Genomic DNA, 16330 nt, shown 5'->3' on the forward strand with positions numbered 1-16330 from the left:
AAGGAGGAGGGTGAAATCTCCCACGGTCTGTACTGCGCTAACAGTCAGAATCGAGCCTTGTCCCTCCTCCTCCCTTCAAGTCCTACCATACAAGCTAGCCTGCTAGCGATGGCGTCAGTCCCGGCCACTCAATTTCAGAGCGCCCGGATCACATGCTTGATTTCCTGAAACGCCGACAAGCCCCACGGCCCCAATTCGCGGCCGATGCTGCTCTGCTTGTAACCGCCCCACGCCGTCTGCGGGAAGATCACCTGCGGCGCGTTGAGCCACACAAGCCCCGCCTGCAGAGCGTTGGCGACCCGGTCGGCGGTCTCGGCGTTACGCGTCACCACACTGGCGACCAGCCCGAACTGGCTGTCGTTGGCCAGGGCAATCGCCTCGGCTTCGCTGCTGAAACGGCGCACGCACAGCACCGGGCCGAAAATCTCTTCACACCACAGCGCACTGTCGAGGGGCACGTCAGTGAAGATCGTCGGCTGTAAAAAATAGCCGCGCGGCAGATCCGCCGGACGGTTACCACCGCACACCAGCTTCGCCCCGGCACTCAACCCACGGTCGATGTGGCCGAGCACACGCTGATACTGCGCCTGATTGACCAGTGCGCCCATTTCCACGTCCGGATCGAACGGTTCGGCCACGCGGATTTTTTCCGCGCGGGCCTTCAGGCGCACGAGAAACGCGTCCGCCAATTCATCGGCGACCAACACCCGGCTGGTGGCCGAGCACATCTGCCCGGCGTTGAAGAAACCGCCGCCACAGGCCAGTTCCACCGCCAAATCAAGATCAGCGTCTTCGAGCACCAGCAGCGAAGATTTACCGCCCAGTTCCAGGCTCACGCCCTTCACACTCTCGGCGGCGCGCTGCATCACTTGCACACCGACAGCGTTGCTACCGGTGAAGGAAATCCTGGCGATACGCGGATCCGCCGACAGCGGCGCCCCCACGGCCATACCGGTACCGCAGACCACGTTGAAGACGCCTTTGGGCAGGCCCGATTCAGCGATGATTGCCGCCAGTTCCAACTCGGGCAACGGCGTGACTTCCGACGGTTTGAGCACCACACAGCAACCGGCGGCCAGGGCCGGGGCGAGCTTCCATGCGGTGGTGACCATGGGAAAATTCCACGGCACGATCAGCCCGACCACACCGCACGGTTCGCGGCGCAGACGTGCGCTGAAATCATCGCTGGGCAGCGGCACCTCCGTGTCTTGTTTCGCGTCGAGGCCCTCGGCCAGTTCCGCGTAATACTCGAAGGTGGCGATCACGTCGTCGACATCAATGCCCGCTTCGAATTGCGGTTTGCCGTTGTTGCTCGATTGCAACTTCATCAAGTCCTCGCGACCATTGCGCACGCCGTTGGCGATGTTGCGCAGGATCACGCCGCGTTCGGCGCCCGTGGTGGTCGACCAATTCTTGAAGGCTTCGGCGGCCACGGTCACCGCGTGATCGACGGCCCGCTCATCACCGCCATTGACCGTGGTCAGCAGCGCTTCGGTGGCCGGGTTGATCACGCGCAAATGCTCGCGACCGGCTGACCATTGGCCGCCGATGTAGAGGCCGTCGAGTGTGGTTGGAAAACTCATCATTTGGCCACCGCCTGCATCCATTGATGCTGGTCGATTTCGATCACGCTCGGCCCCTGACGATCCGTCGCGGCGCGCAGCGCACCACGCAATTGCTCAACCGAGCTGATCGCCTCGGCTGCACAGCCCAACGCCTTGGCCACACCAATGAAGTCCGGGGTGTAGATATCGACGCCGACCGGCTCGATGGCGCGGTTGACCATGTATTTTTTGATCTCTTCGTAACCCTGGTTATTCCACAGCAAGACGATCACTGGCGTGCGCGCTTCGACGGCGCTGGCCAGTTCCGGCAGGGTGAATTGCAAACCGCCGTCGCCGATCAGGCACACCACTGGCGGGCGCGCACCGTTGTCGCAGTGGCCGCCAAGCCACGCACCGATGGCTGCCGGCAAGGCGTAACCGAGGGTGCCGTAACCGGTCGACGAGTTGAACCAGCGGCGTGGACGCTCCGGGTTGAAGGTCAGGTTGCCGGTGTACACCGGTTGCGTGGAGTCGCCGACGAACACCGCGTCCGGCAATTCGTCCAGGACCGTTTCGAGGAAACGCGTCTGGGCCAGGGTCGGGGCATCCCAGGTCGCGGCCAGATCATCACGCAGACGTGCCGCACGCATCTGGCCCCAATCGTTGCGGCGCTCGGCCAATGGTTTGTGCGACAACGCACTGAGCAGCGCCTGTGCCGCGTTGCGCGAATCGGCGACCAACGCGAGATGCGGCGGGTAGTTGCGCACCGTCTGATCAGCATCGATATCAACGCGCAGCAGCTTGCCGGGAATCTCAAAACCGCCGGCGAACGTGACGTCGTAATCGGTCTCGGCCAGTTCGGTGCCGATCGCCAGCACCACATCGGCATCGGCGACCAGTGCACGAGTGGCAACCAAGCTTTGCGTCGAGCCAATCAACAGCGGATGACTGGACGCCAGCATGCCTTTGGCGTTGATGGTCAGTGCCACGGGCGCGTCGAGCAACTCGGCCAGTTCGGTGAGTTCAGCGGCAGCATCAATGGCACCGCCTCCAGCAAGAATCAACGGACGCTGGGCGCCGGCCAGCAACTCGGTCATGCGGCTCACGGCGGCCGGCGCAGCGCCGGCCCGGTCGATGTTGACCGGGACGCTGAGGAGCAATTCATCAGCCTCCTCAACCAGCACGTCCAACGGGATTTCGATATGCACCGGACGCGGTCGCCCGGCCTGAAACAGCGCAAAGGCGCGCGCCAGCACCACCGGCAACTCAGCGGCCGACATCAGCGTGTGGGAGAACGCCGCGACGCCCGCGACCAATGCGCTCTGGTTCGGCAACTCGTGGAGCTTGCCACGCCCGCCTCCCAACTGGCTGCGCGACTGCACGCTGGAGATCACCAGCATCGGTATCGAATCGGCGTAAGCCTGGCCCATCGCCGTGGTGATGTTGGTCATGCCCGGGCCGGTGATGATGAAACACACGCCCGGTTTGCCACTGGTGCGCGCATAGCCGTCGGCCATGAACCCGGCGCCCTGCTCATGCCGTGGCGTGACGTGGTTGATGCTCGAACGGGCCAGCCCGCGATACAGCTCCACGGTGTGTACCCCGGGAATGCCAAACACCTGCTCGACCCCGTAATCCTCGAGTAACTTGACCAGTACTTCGCCACACGTCGCCATGTCGATTGCCCTTTATATTCAGTTGAAACACAGGGCCCTGGGTGGGAGCGGGCCGTGGAATGGGCTCATTGAACGGGCAGCAGGTAGCGGCAACAATCGATTAAAAGTCATACTAGCCATGTCCTCACGTCATACCTTGGATCCCAATGAAGCGATTGCCTCCCCTGCCCGCCCTGCACACCTTTCTGATCACCGCGCAGTGCTGCAACTTCACCCGGGCGGCCGAGCAGTTGCACATCACCCAGGGGGCCGTGAGCCGACAGATCGCCGGGCTTGAGGATCATCTGGGTTATGAGCTGTTCATTCGTCAGGCGCGTGGCCTGGCGCTGACGAGTGAAGGTCGCGAATGGCTGCCACGGGTGGAGAAAATCTTCGGCCTGATCAGCGAAGGTACCGAGCAGATCGGTCTCAAGCGCCAAACCCTGCAAATCAAGGCGCCAAGTTGCGTGATGCGCTGGCTGGTACCGCGTCTGCTGCAATGGCAGAGGGAACGCCCGGACGTGCCGGTCAAACTGACCACCTCGCTGGCCCATGGCGTGGACTTCCAGCGCGAGCCATTCGATGCGGCGGTGATTTACGGAGCGCCGCCGGACAACTCCTCCACAGCCCTGCATCTGTTTGATGAGCAACTGACACCGGTCTGTTCGCCCGCGTTGTTGAAAGGCCCGCCGGCGTTATCCGCACCGTCCGATCTGCAACAACATCTGCTGCTGCATCCGACCGCAGACACTCAGGACTGGACCGTGTGGTTGACGGCCGCCCATCTGCAATTGAGCAATGTGAACATGGGCCAGCATTTCGAGACGCTGGATCAGGCGATGTCGATGGCGTCCCACGGGACGGGTGTGGCGATCGGGGATTGGTCGCTGATCGGCGATGACTTGCGTGCCGGACGACTGGTGATGCCGTTCGAGCTGAAGGTGAAGACGGGCCTGGCGTATTACGTGGTGTTGCCGCAAGGCGGGGAGCCATCACCGAAGCTGGAAGAACTGATGATCTGGCTGGTGGAGCAGGCCCACACCCGCTGAACACCCTAATCGAATGTACAAGCGGGCTTGTTCGCGAAAGCGGTGTATCGGTCACCCATCAGGTTGACTGATACTTCCTCTTCGCGAGCAAGCCCGCTCTCACATTTGTTCTGCGCTGTTGCTTAGTAACCGACCGTAAACCGCTGACGCGAATGCTTCGGCGCCTCAACTTCGTCGATCAGCGCAATCGCGTAATCGGCAAACGTGATCCAGCTGCGACCTTCGGCACTCACCAGCAAGTGATCCTTGCCGACCCGGAATGTGCCGGTGCGCTCACCTTCGACAAACTCCGCCGACGGCGACAGGAACGTCCAGTCCAGTTCCGTCTCCTGACGCAGCGCATCCAGAAACGCGGCACCAGCGCTGGCTTCGACTTTGTACTCTGCCGGAAAACCAGCGCTGTCGATCACCCGCGTGTCGTCCGGCAGCAATAGCGAACCGGCACCGCCAACCACCAGCAGACGCTTCACCCCCGCCTGCTTCACCGGCCCGACAATCGCGCGGGCCGGCACCGTGGTGAAGTGCGCGGCGGTGATCACCACGTCGTGACCGGCAACGGCATCTTGCAGCGCCGCCGAATCCAGCACATCGACATTCTGGCTGGCCACACCGGCACGGGCGCCGATCTTCGAGGTATCGCGAGCGATGGCGGTGACGCTGTGGCCGCGGCGCAGGGCTTCTTCCAGCAATTGGCTACCGGCACGACCGGTGGCACCAATGATTGCGATCTTGCTCATGACATTCTCCAGTTGGCTTGAGAGTGCTGCGTTTTCAGAATCGGGTTACCACTGCATCTCGCCCTTGGCGACTTTGGCGCTCAGCTCCAGCGAGCTTTCTTCACCCAGTTTCGGGTAGCGCTTTTTCATCGCGGCGATCAATGCGGTGGAGTCTTTGGCCTTGGCGGTTTCTGTGTCGAAAGCCTTAATGTAGTCGGCGGTGAATTTCACGCTGGCCAACGAACGGCTGCTGTCGCCGAGGTAGTGACCCGGCACTACGATTTTCGGCTTCAGGGTTTGAATCGAATGCAGGGTCTGCAGCCAGTCGGCGTGGGATTGCGCGGTCTGGGTGTCGGCCATCCAGACGTGGATGTTCTCGGCGACAACCACACCACCGACCACAGCCTTGAGCGACGGAATCCACACAAAGCTGCGATCCGGTTGCTTGCCGTCCAGCCCGATCACCTGCAATTTCTGCCCTTCCAGCATCAGGCTGTCGCCCTTGAGCACGCCCGGCACAATGGTTTTGGCCGGTACGTCGGCGCCCATTTTCGGCCCCCAGAACGCGAGTTTGCCGGCGACGGTTTGATTGATGTGATCGACAGTCGGCTGCGAAGCCAGCACCTTGGCGTCAGGAAAGGCTTTGGTCAGGGTATCGAGGCCGAAGTAGTAATCCGGATCACCGTGGCTGATGTAAATGGTGGTGAGTTTTTTACCGCTGGCGCGGATCTTTTCGACGACTTGCTCGGCCTGGGATTTACCAAACTGCGCGTCGACCAGGATCGCGTCCTTTTCGCCACTGACCAGTACCGAAGTCACCGGGAAAATGGCTTGGGTGCCAGGATTGTAGACATCGAGGGTCAGGTTGGCAGCAGCGGCATGCGCGGCGAAACCGAGGGTGGCAGTGGCAAGCAAAACGCGTTTGAGAGTGGTGAAACCGATCATCTGTTGCTCCGGTGTCCGAATGCCGTGTCTGGCGATGGGACAGAGCTTAGTTGCATGAGTCAGTACAAAAAATGCGATGCTTGGACATAGTTTGTTTCTGAAAGCGGGCAAATCATGGATCGTCTCCAAGCAATGCGGGTGTTCGTCACAGTGGTGGATCTGGGCAGCCAGTCAGCGGCGGCCGATCATCTGGACCTTTCACGCCCGGTGGTTTCACGTTATCTGGCGGAACTGGAGGACTGGGTCGGCGCACGCCTGATGCACCGCACCACGCGCAAGTTGAGCCTGACCGCCGCCGGCAGTGAAATCCTGCCGCGCTGCCGGCAGATGATCGAGCTGTCGACTGACATGCAGGCCGCTGTCAGCGAGCCCCACGATGCACCGCGCGGGTTGCTGCGGATCAGCGTCAGCACCTCGTTCGGCCAGGCACAACTGGCCGACGCGATGGCCGCCTACGTCAAGCGCTACCCCGGTGTCAGCATCGATATGCAGATGCTCGACCGCACGGTGAATCTGGTGGATGAGCGTATCGATCTGGCGATCCGCACCAGCAATGATCTGGACCCGAACCTGATTGCCCGGCGCCTGACCGTTTGCCGTTCGGTGGTCTGCGCGGCTCCCGCGTATCTTCAGGAACATCCGGCGCCGCAACGGGTGGAAGAGTTGAGTCAACACAACTGCCTGACCCACTCGTATTTCGGCAAGAGCCTGTGGCATTTCCAAGAGGATGGCGAACCGGTGTCGGTGCCGGTACAGGGCAACATCAGCGCCAACGAGGCCAGCACATTGTTGCGCGCGACGCTGGCCGGCGCGGGGGTGGCGATGCTGCCGACCTATCAGGCCGGGGTGCATATTCATGCCGGAGAGTTGATTCGCTTGTTGCCCCACGCCGAACCGCGGCAGATGAACATCTACGCGGTCTATGCCTCACGCAAGCACATGCCGGCGGCGCTGCGCAGCATGCTGGATTTTCTGGTACTCAGATTCCCAGAAAACCCGACGTGGGATATCGACCTGTAACCCCGGTCATAACGGCTCTGAATGTCACGCTAGATGCGCAAACGCTGACGCTGGCAAGTCGTCACCGCTGACCTATGCTCAAAGTAGTACCCAAGGGTATACGTTCAGAGGTCAGACATCATGAACATCAAAACAAGAAGATACCTCGCGATTTTCATCACCTGCGCCGCCACACTGGCGTTGTACGGCACTGCAGCCTGGCGGGTCGAGCAACTGCGACAACTGCCTCGCGAATACGCCAGTTGCAACCTGGAGCACTGCATTCCACACAATGCCACGCTGAATGCGTTGCGTTGATGTAACAACGCGCAAACGCGGCCTGCTCCCACAGAGGGATCGAGGTGGCGACTGAATTACTGCTCGGCCTTCAGGCGGTCGCGGAAAGCCTTTGGCGAAATCCCCACCCGGCGCCGGAACAGGCGCGTGAAGTTGGTCGGATCGGAAAACCCCAACAACTCCGACATCTCGTAAATCGTCATGCTGGTGTACGTCAGCAAGCGCTTGGCTTCCAGTAACTGGCGCTCGTGCATGATCTGCAACGCCGGCTGCCCCGCCAGTTCACGGCAAGTGCCATTAAGGTGTGACACCGAAATCCCCAACCGATGCGCCAGGTCTTCGACCTTCACATGCTGGCGATACGTCTCTTCCACCAATTGAATAAAACCGTTGAGGTATTCACGCTGGCGCTGCGGCCGCTGGCTGGCGTTATGGCGCACGATCGCCTGACGACTGACCCAGACCATAATCACGCTGACCAGCGAATGCATGAGCATTTCCCGCGCCGGTTGGTGGCCGTTGTACTCGGCCTGCAACGCAGTAAACAGGCTGTTCAGGTAATCGCCGTCCTTGCCCGCCGAATAGCTTTCAGCCAGGGCCAGAGCGTGTACCGAATCGCCCAGTTGCGCCTGCAAATGATGGATCAGCGGCGTGGCGAGGGTGACGATAAATCCTTCGACGTCCTCGGAAAAACGGAAGCCGTGCACCGACAGCGGTGGCAGCACCTGAATCGCGGGCGTGTGCAGTTGTGTGCGCTGACCTTCGATTTCAAGCTCTGCCTGACCTTTGAAGACGAAGAGCAATTGGCACAAATCGGCGTGGCGGTGGGGTTTGATTTCCCATTGATGTTCGCGACTGCGTGAAGAAATGGTTTCACAGTGCAGCAAGTCAGGGGTTGGCCAGTCCAGGCTTTCACCGTAGAGCTTGAACACCGGAATCGAAGGCAGCTCAGGCTTGTTCATCACTTCAATCCAGGCCTCGGGGTTGTGGGCGATAATCGCACCGATTGGCAGAATGTACAGGTATCGGCTCAGTTTTCACCTTCAATTGACAGACCCGCAAGGGAAAAATGCAAGCACTCGATCCATAAAAATCATTCAACGGTCTTGGCCGTGTGAAGCTTGCGAGTCATAAAAACAATGAAAACGCTGAAAACCCAAGTCGCCATCATCGGCGCCGGTCCATCCGGATTGCTCCTCGGCCAGTTGCTGCACAACGCTGGCATCGACACCCTCATCCTCGAACGCCAGACACCCGATTATGTACTCGGCAGAATCCGCGCCGGCGTGCTTGAACAAGGCATGGTAGAGCTGTTGCGCCAGGCGGGCGTGAGTCAACGGATGGACGCCGAAGGTCTGGTTCACGGCGGTTTCGATCTGGCGCTGGACGGGCGCCAGGTGCACATCGATCTGCACGCGTTGACCGGCGGCAAAACCGTGATGATCTACGGCCAGACCGAAGTCACCCGCGACCTGATGGCCGCTCGTCGGGACGCGGGCGCACCGACGATTTATCAGGCGATCGATGTCGTTCCTCACGGCATGAAAACCGACGAAGCCTTTGTCACCTTTGAAAAGGACGGCGAAACCTGGCGCGTCGACTGCGACTACATCGCCGGTTGCGACGGTTTCCACGGCGTGGCCCGGCAGTCGATTCCGGCTGACAGCCTGAAGGTCTTCGAACGGGTTTATCCGTTTGGCTGGCTGGGAATTCTGGCCGACACGCCACCGGTGCATGAAGAACTGGTCTACGCCCGGCACGAACGCGGCTTCGCACTGTGCAGCATGCGTTCGGCTACTCGCACCCGCTACTACCTGCAAGTGCCGGCGGATGAAAACGTCGATGACTGGAGCGATCAGCGCTTCTGGGATGAACTGAAGTCCCGTCTGCCGGTGGCGCTTGCAGAAAACCTGGTCACTGGGCCGTCGATCGAGAAAAGCATCGCGCCGTTGCGCAGTTTTGTGGTCGAACCGATGCAATACGGACGGATGTTTCTGGTCGGCGATGCCGCGCACATCGTCCCGCCTACCGGCGCCAAGGGCTTGAATCTGGCCGCCAGCGATGTCAGCACACTGTTCAATATTCTGCTGAAGGTCTATCGCGAAGAACGCGTCGACCTGCTCGAGAAATATTCCGAAATCTGCCTGCGTCGGGTGTGGAAGGCCGAGCGGTTTTCCTGGTGGATGACGTCGATGCTGCATCGCTTCGACGATCACGATGATTTCAGCCAGCGCATCAGCGCCTCGGAACTGGACTACTTTGTCAGCTCGCAAGCAGGGCGAAAAACCATTGCAGAAAATTACGTCGGACTTCCTTACGAGGCTATCGAATAGCTTCCTACCGACTTACACTGGCGAGCCTCCCCGCTCGCCTGGCCATTTGCGGGACTCTCACTGCCCGCAGGTGTTGTCCGTGACCCATCTCAATCATCCCGAAACGCCCAAACCGGCCATTCGCAGCGTGCTGGTCGCGCTGATGATGGCGATCTTTCTTGGCGCACTGGATCAGACCATCGTCGCCGTGTCGATGCCGGCCATTTCCGCCCAATTCAAAGACGTCAACCTGTTGGCCTGGGTGATTTCCGGGTACATGGTGGCGATGACCGTGGCGGTGCCGATCTACGGCAAGCTCGGTGATTTGTATGGCCGGCGCAAACTGATGCTGTTCGGCATGGGCCTGTTCACCCTCGCCTCATTGTTTTGCGGCATGGCGCAAAGCATGGAGCAACTGGTGCTGGCGCGGATTCTCCAGGGCATCGGGGCCGGCGGGATGATTTCGGTCAGTCAGGCGATCATCGGCGACATCGTGCCGCCACGCGAACGCGGACGCTATCAGGGTTACTTCAGCAGCATGTACGCGGTGGCCAGCGTCGCCGGGCCGGTGTTGGGCGGCTACATGACCGAGTACCTGTCGTGGCGCTGGGTGTTTCTGATCAACCTGCCGCTGGGCCTGGGTGCTTATTGGGTGGCGCGGCGTAACCTGCGCGGCCTGCCGATCCCGCAGCGCAAACCGATCATCGATTACCTCGGCACATTGCTGATGATCATTGGCCTGACCGCTCTGTTGCTCGGCATCACCCAGATCGGTCAGGGTCATTCGTGGCGCAGCAGCGAAGTGCTTGGGCTGTTCGCGTGTGCGGTGCTGGTGCTGGCGCTGTTTGTCTGGCATGAACGCCGCGCGCGTGAGCCCTTGCTGCCGATGCACCTGTTCGCCAACCGCAACGCCCTGCTGTGCTGGTGCACGATTTTCTTCACCAGTTTCCAGGCGATTTCGCTGATTGTGCTGATGCCGCTGCGTTTTCAAAGCGTCACCGGTGCCGGGGCCGACAGCGCCGCGTTGCACTTGCTGCCCTTGGCCATGGGGCTGCCAATCGGCGCCTACTTTGCCGGGCGTCGCACCTCAGTGACCGGTCGTTACAAACCGCAGATTCTGACCGGCGCGATGTTGATGCCGATCTCGATCCTGGGCATGGCCTTCAGTCCGCCAGAGGCCACGCTGCTCAGCGGCGTGTTCATGTTGCTCAGCGGGATTGCCGGCGGCATGCAGTTCCCTACCTCTCTGGTAGGCACGCAGAACTCGGTGGCGCAACGCGACATTGGCGTGGCCACCAGCACCACCAACCTGTTCCGCTCGCTCGGCGGCGCGGTGGGTGTGGCGCTGATGTCGGCGCTGTTGCTGGCGTTGTTGCAGGACTCCAGTTTCGCCCACCTGGCGAGCAGTTCGCTGATGAGCGAGGGACATTCGGGCAATGTGTTGCTTGATGGTTTGAACGCGGCGCCGGGTGATGCTCGAAACGCTTTGCGCGCGGAGCTTTCGGTGACCTTCCGGCATTTGCTGTGGGTCAGTGCGGCGGTGTCGCTGCTGGGGCTGACGGCGGCGATTGCGATGCCGAACAACTTGCTGCGCGGCAGAGAGCACGGCACCCAATAGCAGCCATGCCCGCTCCCACAGGATCTGGCTGATCAAGGGCTGTAGTAACCGACCGCTACCAGAAAATGGCCAACCTTCTTCAGGTAGGCATGCTTGTCCTCGACCTTGCCGGTCACCGGGTTTTTCCAGCGGTATTGGTATTCGCCATCATCCTGTTTGGCAATCAGCGCCAGTATCGGCTCACCCACCGGTTTGCCTTCCGGGTCCTTGACCTTGCTGAAGTCGGTATTGATCAAGCGCAGATTGGTGCCGTGGGCGACATAGCGCCGGGTATCGAGGTCGACGACAAACACATACAGGTCATCCTGCAAATAGCCGCCCTTGAGCGAGTTGATCGCCGTCAATGTGCCCTTCTCGTCTTTGCCCAGATCGGTAGCCGCCTTGTTCAGCAACGCCATCGCCTGCTCCGCCGACGCCCGCGGCAGGTAATAACCGACCGCCAGAATCCGTTGGCCGATGCGCTGGTAAAACACATGCTTGCGCTCGACCTTGCCATCCGACCAGTTCTGCCAGCGGTACTCGGCTTGCTGGATGCCGTTGCCCTCGGGCACTTTCAAGGCATTTTTGAAGGCTTTCTGCAGATCCGGCCCGAGCACCTCGCTCACATCACGGCCGATCAACGCCGACGAGGGCCCGCCGCTGGCGAGCATGACGCCCTTGGTGTCGACCACAAACACATAGCGGTCCTTGTCGACAAACTCACCCTGGCGACTGAACGCGGCGAACGCCTTGTCGCCGTTGTCGTGGTAGTAGGCCAGTGCTTTTTCCAGCAAGGCGATGGCGGCCTGGCTGTCATCCTTGGCAGTGGTCGCGGCGTTGGCCTGGCCGAACCCGGCCAGGAGCATCACGCCGAGCCAGGCCACTTTATGCAAAAAACCCATAGCGCATCCCTCGTTCTTGTTGGTGTTTCAAGAGCGTAGACGGCTTGGGATGATGCAGGGACATTCAGAAGGTTTCTGGAGATTACACCGTGCTGTGGCGAGGGAACGTGCCCACTCGCCACACGTTTGATCAGGCTTTAAGGCCGGGCATTGATCTGCTGCTGCAAGTTCTGGATCTGCGCCTGAAGCGTGTTGATGTTGCGGGTCATCTGGCGACGGAACGCATCGAACTCAGCGGTATTGGCGGCACCTTGCGGTGCTGCCGGGCGGTTGTCCTGTTCGCTTTTGAGAACGACGATTTCCTGCTCCAGCCGATCAATTGCCGCGCTCGGATTGCCCTGTTTCTTCAGTGCGGCGATGTCCGCGCCGAGGCTCTTGAGCTGCGCATCGAAACCCTTGAGCTGGGCGTCGACCTTGCTGGTATCGGCCGGGGCGTTTTTCAGCGTGGTCAGCTCTGTACTCAGGGCTTTGACCTGTGCCTGTAACTGGCTGTTGGCGTTTTGTTGCTCGCTGGTCTGGGCGCTCATCTGCGCCAGACGCTTGTCCAGTTCACTGGTCTGGCCGGCAACGCCCTGCTGCTGTTTGCTCTGATCGAGCAACTTGCCTTCCAGTTGCTTGATCTGCAGCTTCAACGCTTCGCTGTCGCTGGTGACATTGGATTGACTGGCGACGACCTTGCCGGAAATGTCCTGCAGGCGCCCCGCCGCTTCTTCGCTGATGCGCGCGAAGCTTTCCTGGGTTGCGACCAGTTGCTGCTCCATCAGCGAGATCTGCTGAAAACTCCACCAGGCAAGGCCGATGAAGGCGAAAAACAATGCGCCAACCAGCGCCCACAAAGGCCCGGTGCTTGCCGCTTTGACCTTGACCACGGGCGGTGTACGCGAGTGCACGGAGGTGCGGGCGGTGGTCGGAATGTCATCGTCGTCGAAAGTGTCGGCACGCAGGCTCGGTACATCATCGAAATCGTCGTGGGCATCATTACGCATGGACATTGAGGCAACCTTTGTGAAACGCGGTGATGGCAGATGGGGGCGAAGTATAAACCCCACAGCCGCAGGGATTGACCCTCAACCTGTAGTGCGGTTCATTGCCGGTCGGCCGATTCGTTTCAACGAATGTCCTGAGCTTTCCACCAACCGCTGAACTCGTCGAGGGCGGTCCACAGACTGACTTTCGGATCGTAGTCCAGATAATGCCGGGCGCGACTGATGTCGAGGGTGAAACTTTTGTTCATCACCTGCATCCCCAGCCGCGACAGCGTCGGCTCCGGACGTCCCGGCCAGAGCTTGCACGCCCCTTCATTGAGCGCGGCCACGCTGTAGGCCAGACCGTAGGAGCGATACCGGGTGACCTCTGGGATCTCCATTTTGCGCATCACATAGTTGACCACATCCCACAGCGGCAACGGCGTACCGTTGCTGATGTTGTAGGCCTTGCCCAGCGCGGAACCGGCGGCCAGCAAACTGCTGAGCATGGCTTCGTTGAGGTTTTGCACGCTGGTGAAATCGACCTTGTTCAGGCCATTGCCAATGATCGCCAGACGGCCCTTGCGCTGCATGTTCAACAGGCGCGGGAAGATGCTCATGTCGCCGGCACCGGTGACGAAGCGCGGGCGCAGGGCGATGGTTTCCAGACCGAATTCCTGCGCGCCGAAAACCTTTTGCTCGGCCAGATATTTGGTCGCCGCGTAGTGATGCCTGAAGCGCTTGGGCACTTGTTCTTCGGTCAGGTTCAGGTGGTCGCGGCCATCGAAGTAGATCGACGGTGACGACAAATGCACCAGCCGTCGAACCCGTCGCTTCAGGCAGGCCTCGACAACGTTTTCAGTGATCTGCACGTTACCTTGATGAAAATCCTGATAGCGCCCCCACAGCCCGACGGCACCGGCGCAATGCACCACCGCTTCGACGTCGGTGCAGAGTTCGCGCACCAGATCCGGGTCAGTCAGATCACCAGGGACAAACTCGGCGCCACGGCGGACCAGGTGCTCGACGCTCTCGGCCCGGCGGCCGTTGACCCGCACATCCAGGCCCTGCTCCAGAGCGAAACGCGCAAAGCGTCCACCAATGAAGCCGCTTGCGCCGGTGACCAGAATTTTCATGTAAAGCTCCGCTGTCTTTCGATTTGCCTGATTCGTGTGTCTTGACGCTGGCCGTCAGTCCAACGGCACCAGCCATTGTGGCGAAGATCGCACCAATTGCTCGGTCAGCAAGCCCAGCAACTGACCGCCGTTGCGCCAATGATGCCAGTAGAGCGGCACGTCGATCGGTTTATCTGGCAACAGTTCGCGCAGTACACCGCGTTGCAATTGCTCACGCACTTGCAGTTCCGGCACCAGCCCCCAACCGAGCCCGGCTTCAGTCAGGCGGATAAAACCTTCAGAGGATGGGCACAAATGGTGCTCGAATCCCCCATCGACACCCAGTGATGCGAGATAGCGATGCTGAAGAAAATCATCCGGGCCGAACACCAGCGCCGGGGTGCGCGGCAGTTGTTCGGCACGCACGCCATCGGGGAAATGCCGGGCGATGAACGCCGGGCTGGCCAGCGCGCGATACCGCATGGCGCCGAGCAAGACGCTGCGGGCGCCGGCCACCGGCCGCTCGCTGGCGCAAACACACGCCGCCACTTCACCGGCGCGCATGCGTTTGAGGCCGACGGTCTGATCCTCCACCACCAGATCCAGCAACAAATGCTGTTCGGCACAGAAATCCCCCACGGCTTCAGCCCACCAGGTGGCGAGGCTGTCGGCATTGATCGCAATGCGCAGTCGCTCGGGTAAACCTTCTTCATCCAACGCCGGCACAAGGGTCTGCAAATCACGTTCAAGCAAACGTACCTGTTGCACATGGTTGAGCAGGCGCCGGCCAATTTCGGTCGGCGACGGCGGCGTACCGCGCACCAGCACGGGTTGGCCGACCCGCGCCTCAAGCAGTTTGATCCGCTGCGAGATCGCCGATTGCGACAGGCCCAGCACCTGCGCCGCGCGCTCGAATCCGGCTTGCTCGACCACGGCGGCCAAAGCAGACAGCAATTTGTAATCGAACATCATTTTTCCTAATGAGCGATCAGCATTATTGGTTTTTCTTATAACGCGTCCGACTGGAGAATAGCCAGCAAGCACTCTCTCTCAAGGACCTTTCCATGGCTGGCGAAACCTCACTCTCGACTCTGCTGCGCAGCATGAGCCCGCAGCTCAACGCCGGCGACTATGTGTTTTGCACCTTGCCCGACGGGCAACTGCCAATTGGCCTGGAGATTGTCGGCTGCTTTCGTGAACAAGAAGGTCTGACCGTGATTCTGCAACGCTCGCTGGCCGAACAGGCCGGCTTCAGTTTCGATTACGTGGCCGCGTGGATCACCCTCAACGTGCACTCGGCGCTCGAAGCCGTCGGCCTCACTGCCGCATTCGCCACCGCACTGGGCAAGGCCGGGATCAGTTGCAACGTGATCGCCGGTTACTACCACGATCACCTGTTTGTCGGTCAGGCCGACGCCGAACGCGCCATGCACGTGCTGCGCGATCTCGCAGCCAACGCGGAGTGAATTCTATGTGGCAAAGCTATGTGAACGGGTTGCTGGTGGCGTTGGGGCTGATCATGGCGATCGGCACCCAGAATGCTTTTGTGCTGGCACAAAGTCTGCGTCGTGAGCATCACTTGCCGGTCGCCGCACTCTGCGTTGCCTGCGACGCGCTGCTGGTGGCAGCCGGGGTGTTCGGCCTTGCCACTGTACTGGCACAAAACCCGACATTGCTGGCGGTGGCGCGCTGGGGTGGCGCGGTGTTCCTGATCTGGTACGGCAGCCAGGCGCTACGCCGGGCGTTCTCGAAACAGCGCCTGGATCAGAGCGAAAACCAGACCGTGCGCTCGCTGCGGGCAGTGATGCTCAGCGCCTTGGCAGTGACCTTGCTCAACCCGCACGTTTATCTGGATACCGTGTTGTTGATCGGCTCTCTTGGCGCCCAACAATCGGTGCCGGGCGCTTATGTGGTGGGCGCCGCCAGTGCGTCGTTGCTGTGGTTTTTCACGCTGGCGCTGGGGGCGGCATGGCTCGCGCCGTGGCTGGCCCGGCCGAGTACGTGGCGGATCCTCGATCTGCTGGTGGCGGTGATGATGTTCGCGGTGGCAGGACAATTGATACTCGCTCCGTGATTTATTCCAAAAGGCTCTGGAACCTCTATCCCACACAGTTGTTGCGTGGTTAAGCCGCAACCCCGGTGCTATGATCCGAACCCTGCGCCGCAAAGAGTAAAAACTCGTCGTCGCATTTCTGGCCGCCCGTGATCGGCCTTGCGCTCACCGCAACAGACCT

16 protein-coding genes are annotated in these 16330 nt (G+C 60.7%); 7 read left to right on the top strand and 9 right to left on the bottom strand.

The features are described from left to right. Positions 1 to 134: 134 nt before the first annotated feature. Together ACIOWA_RS25045 and ACIOWA_RS25050 are read right to left on the bottom strand one after the other, a co-directional pair. Entirely contained in the window at positions 135 to 1583 is a 1449-nt protein-coding gene (locus ACIOWA_RS25045) for an aldehyde dehydrogenase family protein (protein ID WP_401162455.1), read from the bottom strand. Next, positions 1583 to 3220 carry a 5-guanidino-2-oxopentanoate decarboxylase gene (locus ACIOWA_RS25050; protein ID WP_401162457.1) on the bottom strand — a complete coding sequence of 546 codons (1638 nt, stop codon included), beginning with the start codon at positions 3218 to 3220 and terminating at the stop codon, positions 1583 to 1585. The genes ACIOWA_RS25045 and ACIOWA_RS25050 overlap by 1 nt, the downstream gene beginning before the upstream one ends. Before the next feature lie 146 nt (positions 3221 to 3366). Here ACIOWA_RS25050 and ACIOWA_RS25055 point away from each other — a divergent pair, with 146 nt between their 5' ends. Continuing rightward, positions 3367 to 4248, top strand: a complete 882-nt coding sequence (locus ACIOWA_RS25055; RefSeq protein WP_401162459.1) for a LysR substrate-binding domain-containing protein — start codon at positions 3367 to 3369, stop codon at positions 4246 to 4248. 122 nt (positions 4249 to 4370) lie between these two features. Here the strand turns inward: ACIOWA_RS25055 and ACIOWA_RS25060 are convergent, their stop codons facing one another. Together ACIOWA_RS25060 and ACIOWA_RS25065 are read right to left on the bottom strand one after the other, a co-directional pair. Continuing rightward, entirely contained in the window at positions 4371 to 4985 is a 615-nt protein-coding gene (locus ACIOWA_RS25060; protein ID WP_401162461.1) for an NAD(P)-dependent oxidoreductase, read from the bottom strand. Positions 4986 to 5030: 45 nt separating this feature from the next. Further along, on the bottom strand, positions 5031 to 5909 hold the full coding sequence (locus ACIOWA_RS25065) for an MBL fold metallo-hydrolase (protein ID WP_401135271.1): 879 nt from the start codon (positions 5907 to 5909) through the stop codon (positions 5031 to 5033). Positions 5910 to 6023: 114 nt separating this feature from the next. Between ACIOWA_RS25065 and ACIOWA_RS25070 the strand changes: the two genes are divergently transcribed. Both ACIOWA_RS25070 and ACIOWA_RS25075 read left to right on the top strand, forming a co-directional pair. Next, positions 6024 to 6929, top strand: coding sequence for a LysR family transcriptional regulator (locus ACIOWA_RS25070; RefSeq protein ID WP_339434065.1), 906 nt, complete (start codon positions 6024 to 6026; stop codon positions 6927 to 6929). Between the two features lie 120 nt (positions 6930 to 7049). Beyond that, entirely contained in the window at positions 7050 to 7226 is a 177-nt protein-coding gene (locus ACIOWA_RS25075) for a hypothetical protein (RefSeq protein ID WP_339434066.1), read from the top strand. A 56-nt stretch (positions 7227 to 7282) separates the two neighbouring features. Here ACIOWA_RS25075 and ACIOWA_RS25080 read toward each other — a convergent pair whose 3' ends face one another. Beyond that, positions 7283 to 8167: a helix-turn-helix domain-containing protein gene (locus ACIOWA_RS25080; protein ID WP_339434067.1), complete on the bottom strand. Its 885-nt coding sequence runs from the start codon at positions 8165 to 8167 to the stop codon at positions 7283 to 7285. Between the two features lie 177 nt (positions 8168 to 8344). On the opposite strand from ACIOWA_RS25080, the gene pobA reads away from it, so the two are divergent. Both pobA and ACIOWA_RS25090 read left to right on the top strand, forming a co-directional pair. Further along, positions 8345 to 9538 (top strand): 4-hydroxybenzoate 3-monooxygenase, encoded by a 1194-nt coding sequence (gene pobA / locus ACIOWA_RS25085; RefSeq protein WP_339434068.1) that lies wholly within the window; start codon positions 8345 to 8347, stop codon positions 9536 to 9538. Positions 9539 to 9617: 79 nt separating this feature from the next. Then, the gene (locus ACIOWA_RS25090; RefSeq protein ID WP_339466631.1) at positions 9618 to 11135 is read left to right on the top strand and encodes an MDR family MFS transporter; all 1518 of its coding nucleotides are present in this window, start codon (positions 9618 to 9620) and stop codon (positions 11133 to 11135) included. Positions 11136 to 11167: 32 nt separating this feature from the next. On the opposite strand, the gene ACIOWA_RS25095 is transcribed toward ACIOWA_RS25090, so the two are convergent. The 4 genes from ACIOWA_RS25095 to ACIOWA_RS25110 form a co-directional block, all read right to left on the bottom strand. Beyond that, positions 11168 to 12016 carry a cache domain-containing protein gene (locus ACIOWA_RS25095; RefSeq protein ID WP_401162464.1) on the bottom strand — a complete coding sequence of 283 codons (849 nt, stop codon included), beginning with the start codon at positions 12014 to 12016 and terminating at the stop codon, positions 11168 to 11170. Between the two features lie 137 nt (positions 12017 to 12153). Next, positions 12154 to 13008: an ATPase gene (locus ACIOWA_RS25100; RefSeq protein WP_339434071.1), complete on the bottom strand. Its 855-nt coding sequence runs from the start codon at positions 13006 to 13008 to the stop codon at positions 12154 to 12156. Between the two features lie 116 nt (positions 13009 to 13124). After that, a complete protein-coding gene (locus tag ACIOWA_RS25105) occupies positions 13125 to 14117 on the bottom strand; it encodes an NAD-dependent epimerase/dehydratase family protein (protein ID WP_401162466.1) in 993 nt (330 codons plus the stop codon). 54 nt (positions 14118 to 14171) lie between these two features. Continuing rightward, positions 14172 to 15065 (bottom strand): LysR family transcriptional regulator ArgP, encoded by an 894-nt coding sequence (locus ACIOWA_RS25110; protein ID WP_339434073.1) that lies wholly within the window; start codon positions 15063 to 15065, stop codon positions 14172 to 14174. Positions 15066 to 15160: 95 nt separating this feature from the next. Here ACIOWA_RS25110 and ACIOWA_RS25115 point away from each other — a divergent pair, with 95 nt between their 5' ends. Together ACIOWA_RS25115 and ACIOWA_RS25120 are read left to right on the top strand one after the other, a co-directional pair. Then, entirely contained in the window at positions 15161 to 15562 is a 402-nt protein-coding gene (locus ACIOWA_RS25115; protein ID WP_339434074.1) for an ACT domain-containing protein, read from the top strand. 5 nt (positions 15563 to 15567) lie between these two features. After that, positions 15568 to 16170, top strand: coding sequence for a LysE/ArgO family amino acid transporter (locus tag ACIOWA_RS25120; protein ID WP_339434075.1), 603 nt, complete (start codon positions 15568 to 15570; stop codon positions 16168 to 16170). Positions 16171 to 16330: the final 160 nt, after the last annotated feature.

The sequence above is a fragment of the Pseudomonas sp. NPDC087614 genome (assembly GCF_044743485.1).
Taxonomy (GTDB): Bacteria; Pseudomonadota; Gammaproteobacteria; order Pseudomonadales; family Pseudomonadaceae; genus Aquipseudomonas; species Aquipseudomonas baetica_A.

What these genes read in the sequence shown, in the direction of transcription:
- ACIOWA_RS25095 (WP_401162464.1), bottom strand. Translation starts at nt 12,016, where the DNA reads ATGGGTTTTTTGCATAAAGTGGCCTGGCTCGGCGTGATGCTCCTGGCC.
- ACIOWA_RS25045 (WP_401162455.1), bottom strand. Translation starts at nt 1,583, where the DNA reads ATGAGTTTTCCAACCACACTCGACGGCCTCTACATCGGCGGCCAATGG.
- ACIOWA_RS25120 (WP_339434075.1), top strand. Translation starts at nt 15,568, where the DNA reads ATGTGGCAAAGCTATGTGAACGGGTTGCTGGTGGCGTTGGGGCTGATC.
- ACIOWA_RS25065 (WP_401135271.1), bottom strand. Translation starts at nt 5,909, where the DNA reads ATGATCGGTTTCACCACTCTCAAACGCGTTTTGCTTGCCACTGCCACC.
- ACIOWA_RS25105 (WP_401162466.1), bottom strand. Translation starts at nt 14,117, where the DNA reads ATGAAAATTCTGGTCACCGGCGCAAGCGGCTTCATTGGTGGACGCTTT.
- ACIOWA_RS25100 (WP_339434071.1), bottom strand. Translation starts at nt 13,008, where the DNA reads ATGTCCATGCGTAATGATGCCCACGACGATTTCGATGATGTACCGAGC.
- ACIOWA_RS25110 (WP_339434073.1), bottom strand. Translation starts at nt 15,065, where the DNA reads ATGTTCGATTACAAATTGCTGTCTGCTTTGGCCGCCGTGGTCGAGCAA.
- ACIOWA_RS25055 (WP_401162459.1), top strand. Translation starts at nt 3,367, where the DNA reads ATGAAGCGATTGCCTCCCCTGCCCGCCCTGCACACCTTTCTGATCACC.
- ACIOWA_RS25070 (WP_339434065.1), top strand. Translation starts at nt 6,024, where the DNA reads ATGGATCGTCTCCAAGCAATGCGGGTGTTCGTCACAGTGGTGGATCTG.
- pobA (WP_339434068.1), top strand. Translation starts at nt 8,345, where the DNA reads ATGAAAACGCTGAAAACCCAAGTCGCCATCATCGGCGCCGGTCCATCC.
- ACIOWA_RS25075 (WP_339434066.1), top strand. Translation starts at nt 7,050, where the DNA reads ATGAACATCAAAACAAGAAGATACCTCGCGATTTTCATCACCTGCGCC.
- ACIOWA_RS25080 (WP_339434067.1), bottom strand. Translation starts at nt 8,167, where the DNA reads ATGAACAAGCCTGAGCTGCCTTCGATTCCGGTGTTCAAGCTCTACGGT.
- ACIOWA_RS25115 (WP_339434074.1), top strand. Translation starts at nt 15,161, where the DNA reads ATGGCTGGCGAAACCTCACTCTCGACTCTGCTGCGCAGCATGAGCCCG.
- ACIOWA_RS25060 (WP_401162461.1), bottom strand. Translation starts at nt 4,985, where the DNA reads ATGAGCAAGATCGCAATCATTGGTGCCACCGGTCGTGCCGGTAGCCAA.
- ACIOWA_RS25050 (WP_401162457.1), bottom strand. Translation starts at nt 3,220, where the DNA reads ATGGCGACGTGTGGCGAAGTACTGGTCAAGTTACTCGAGGATTACGGG.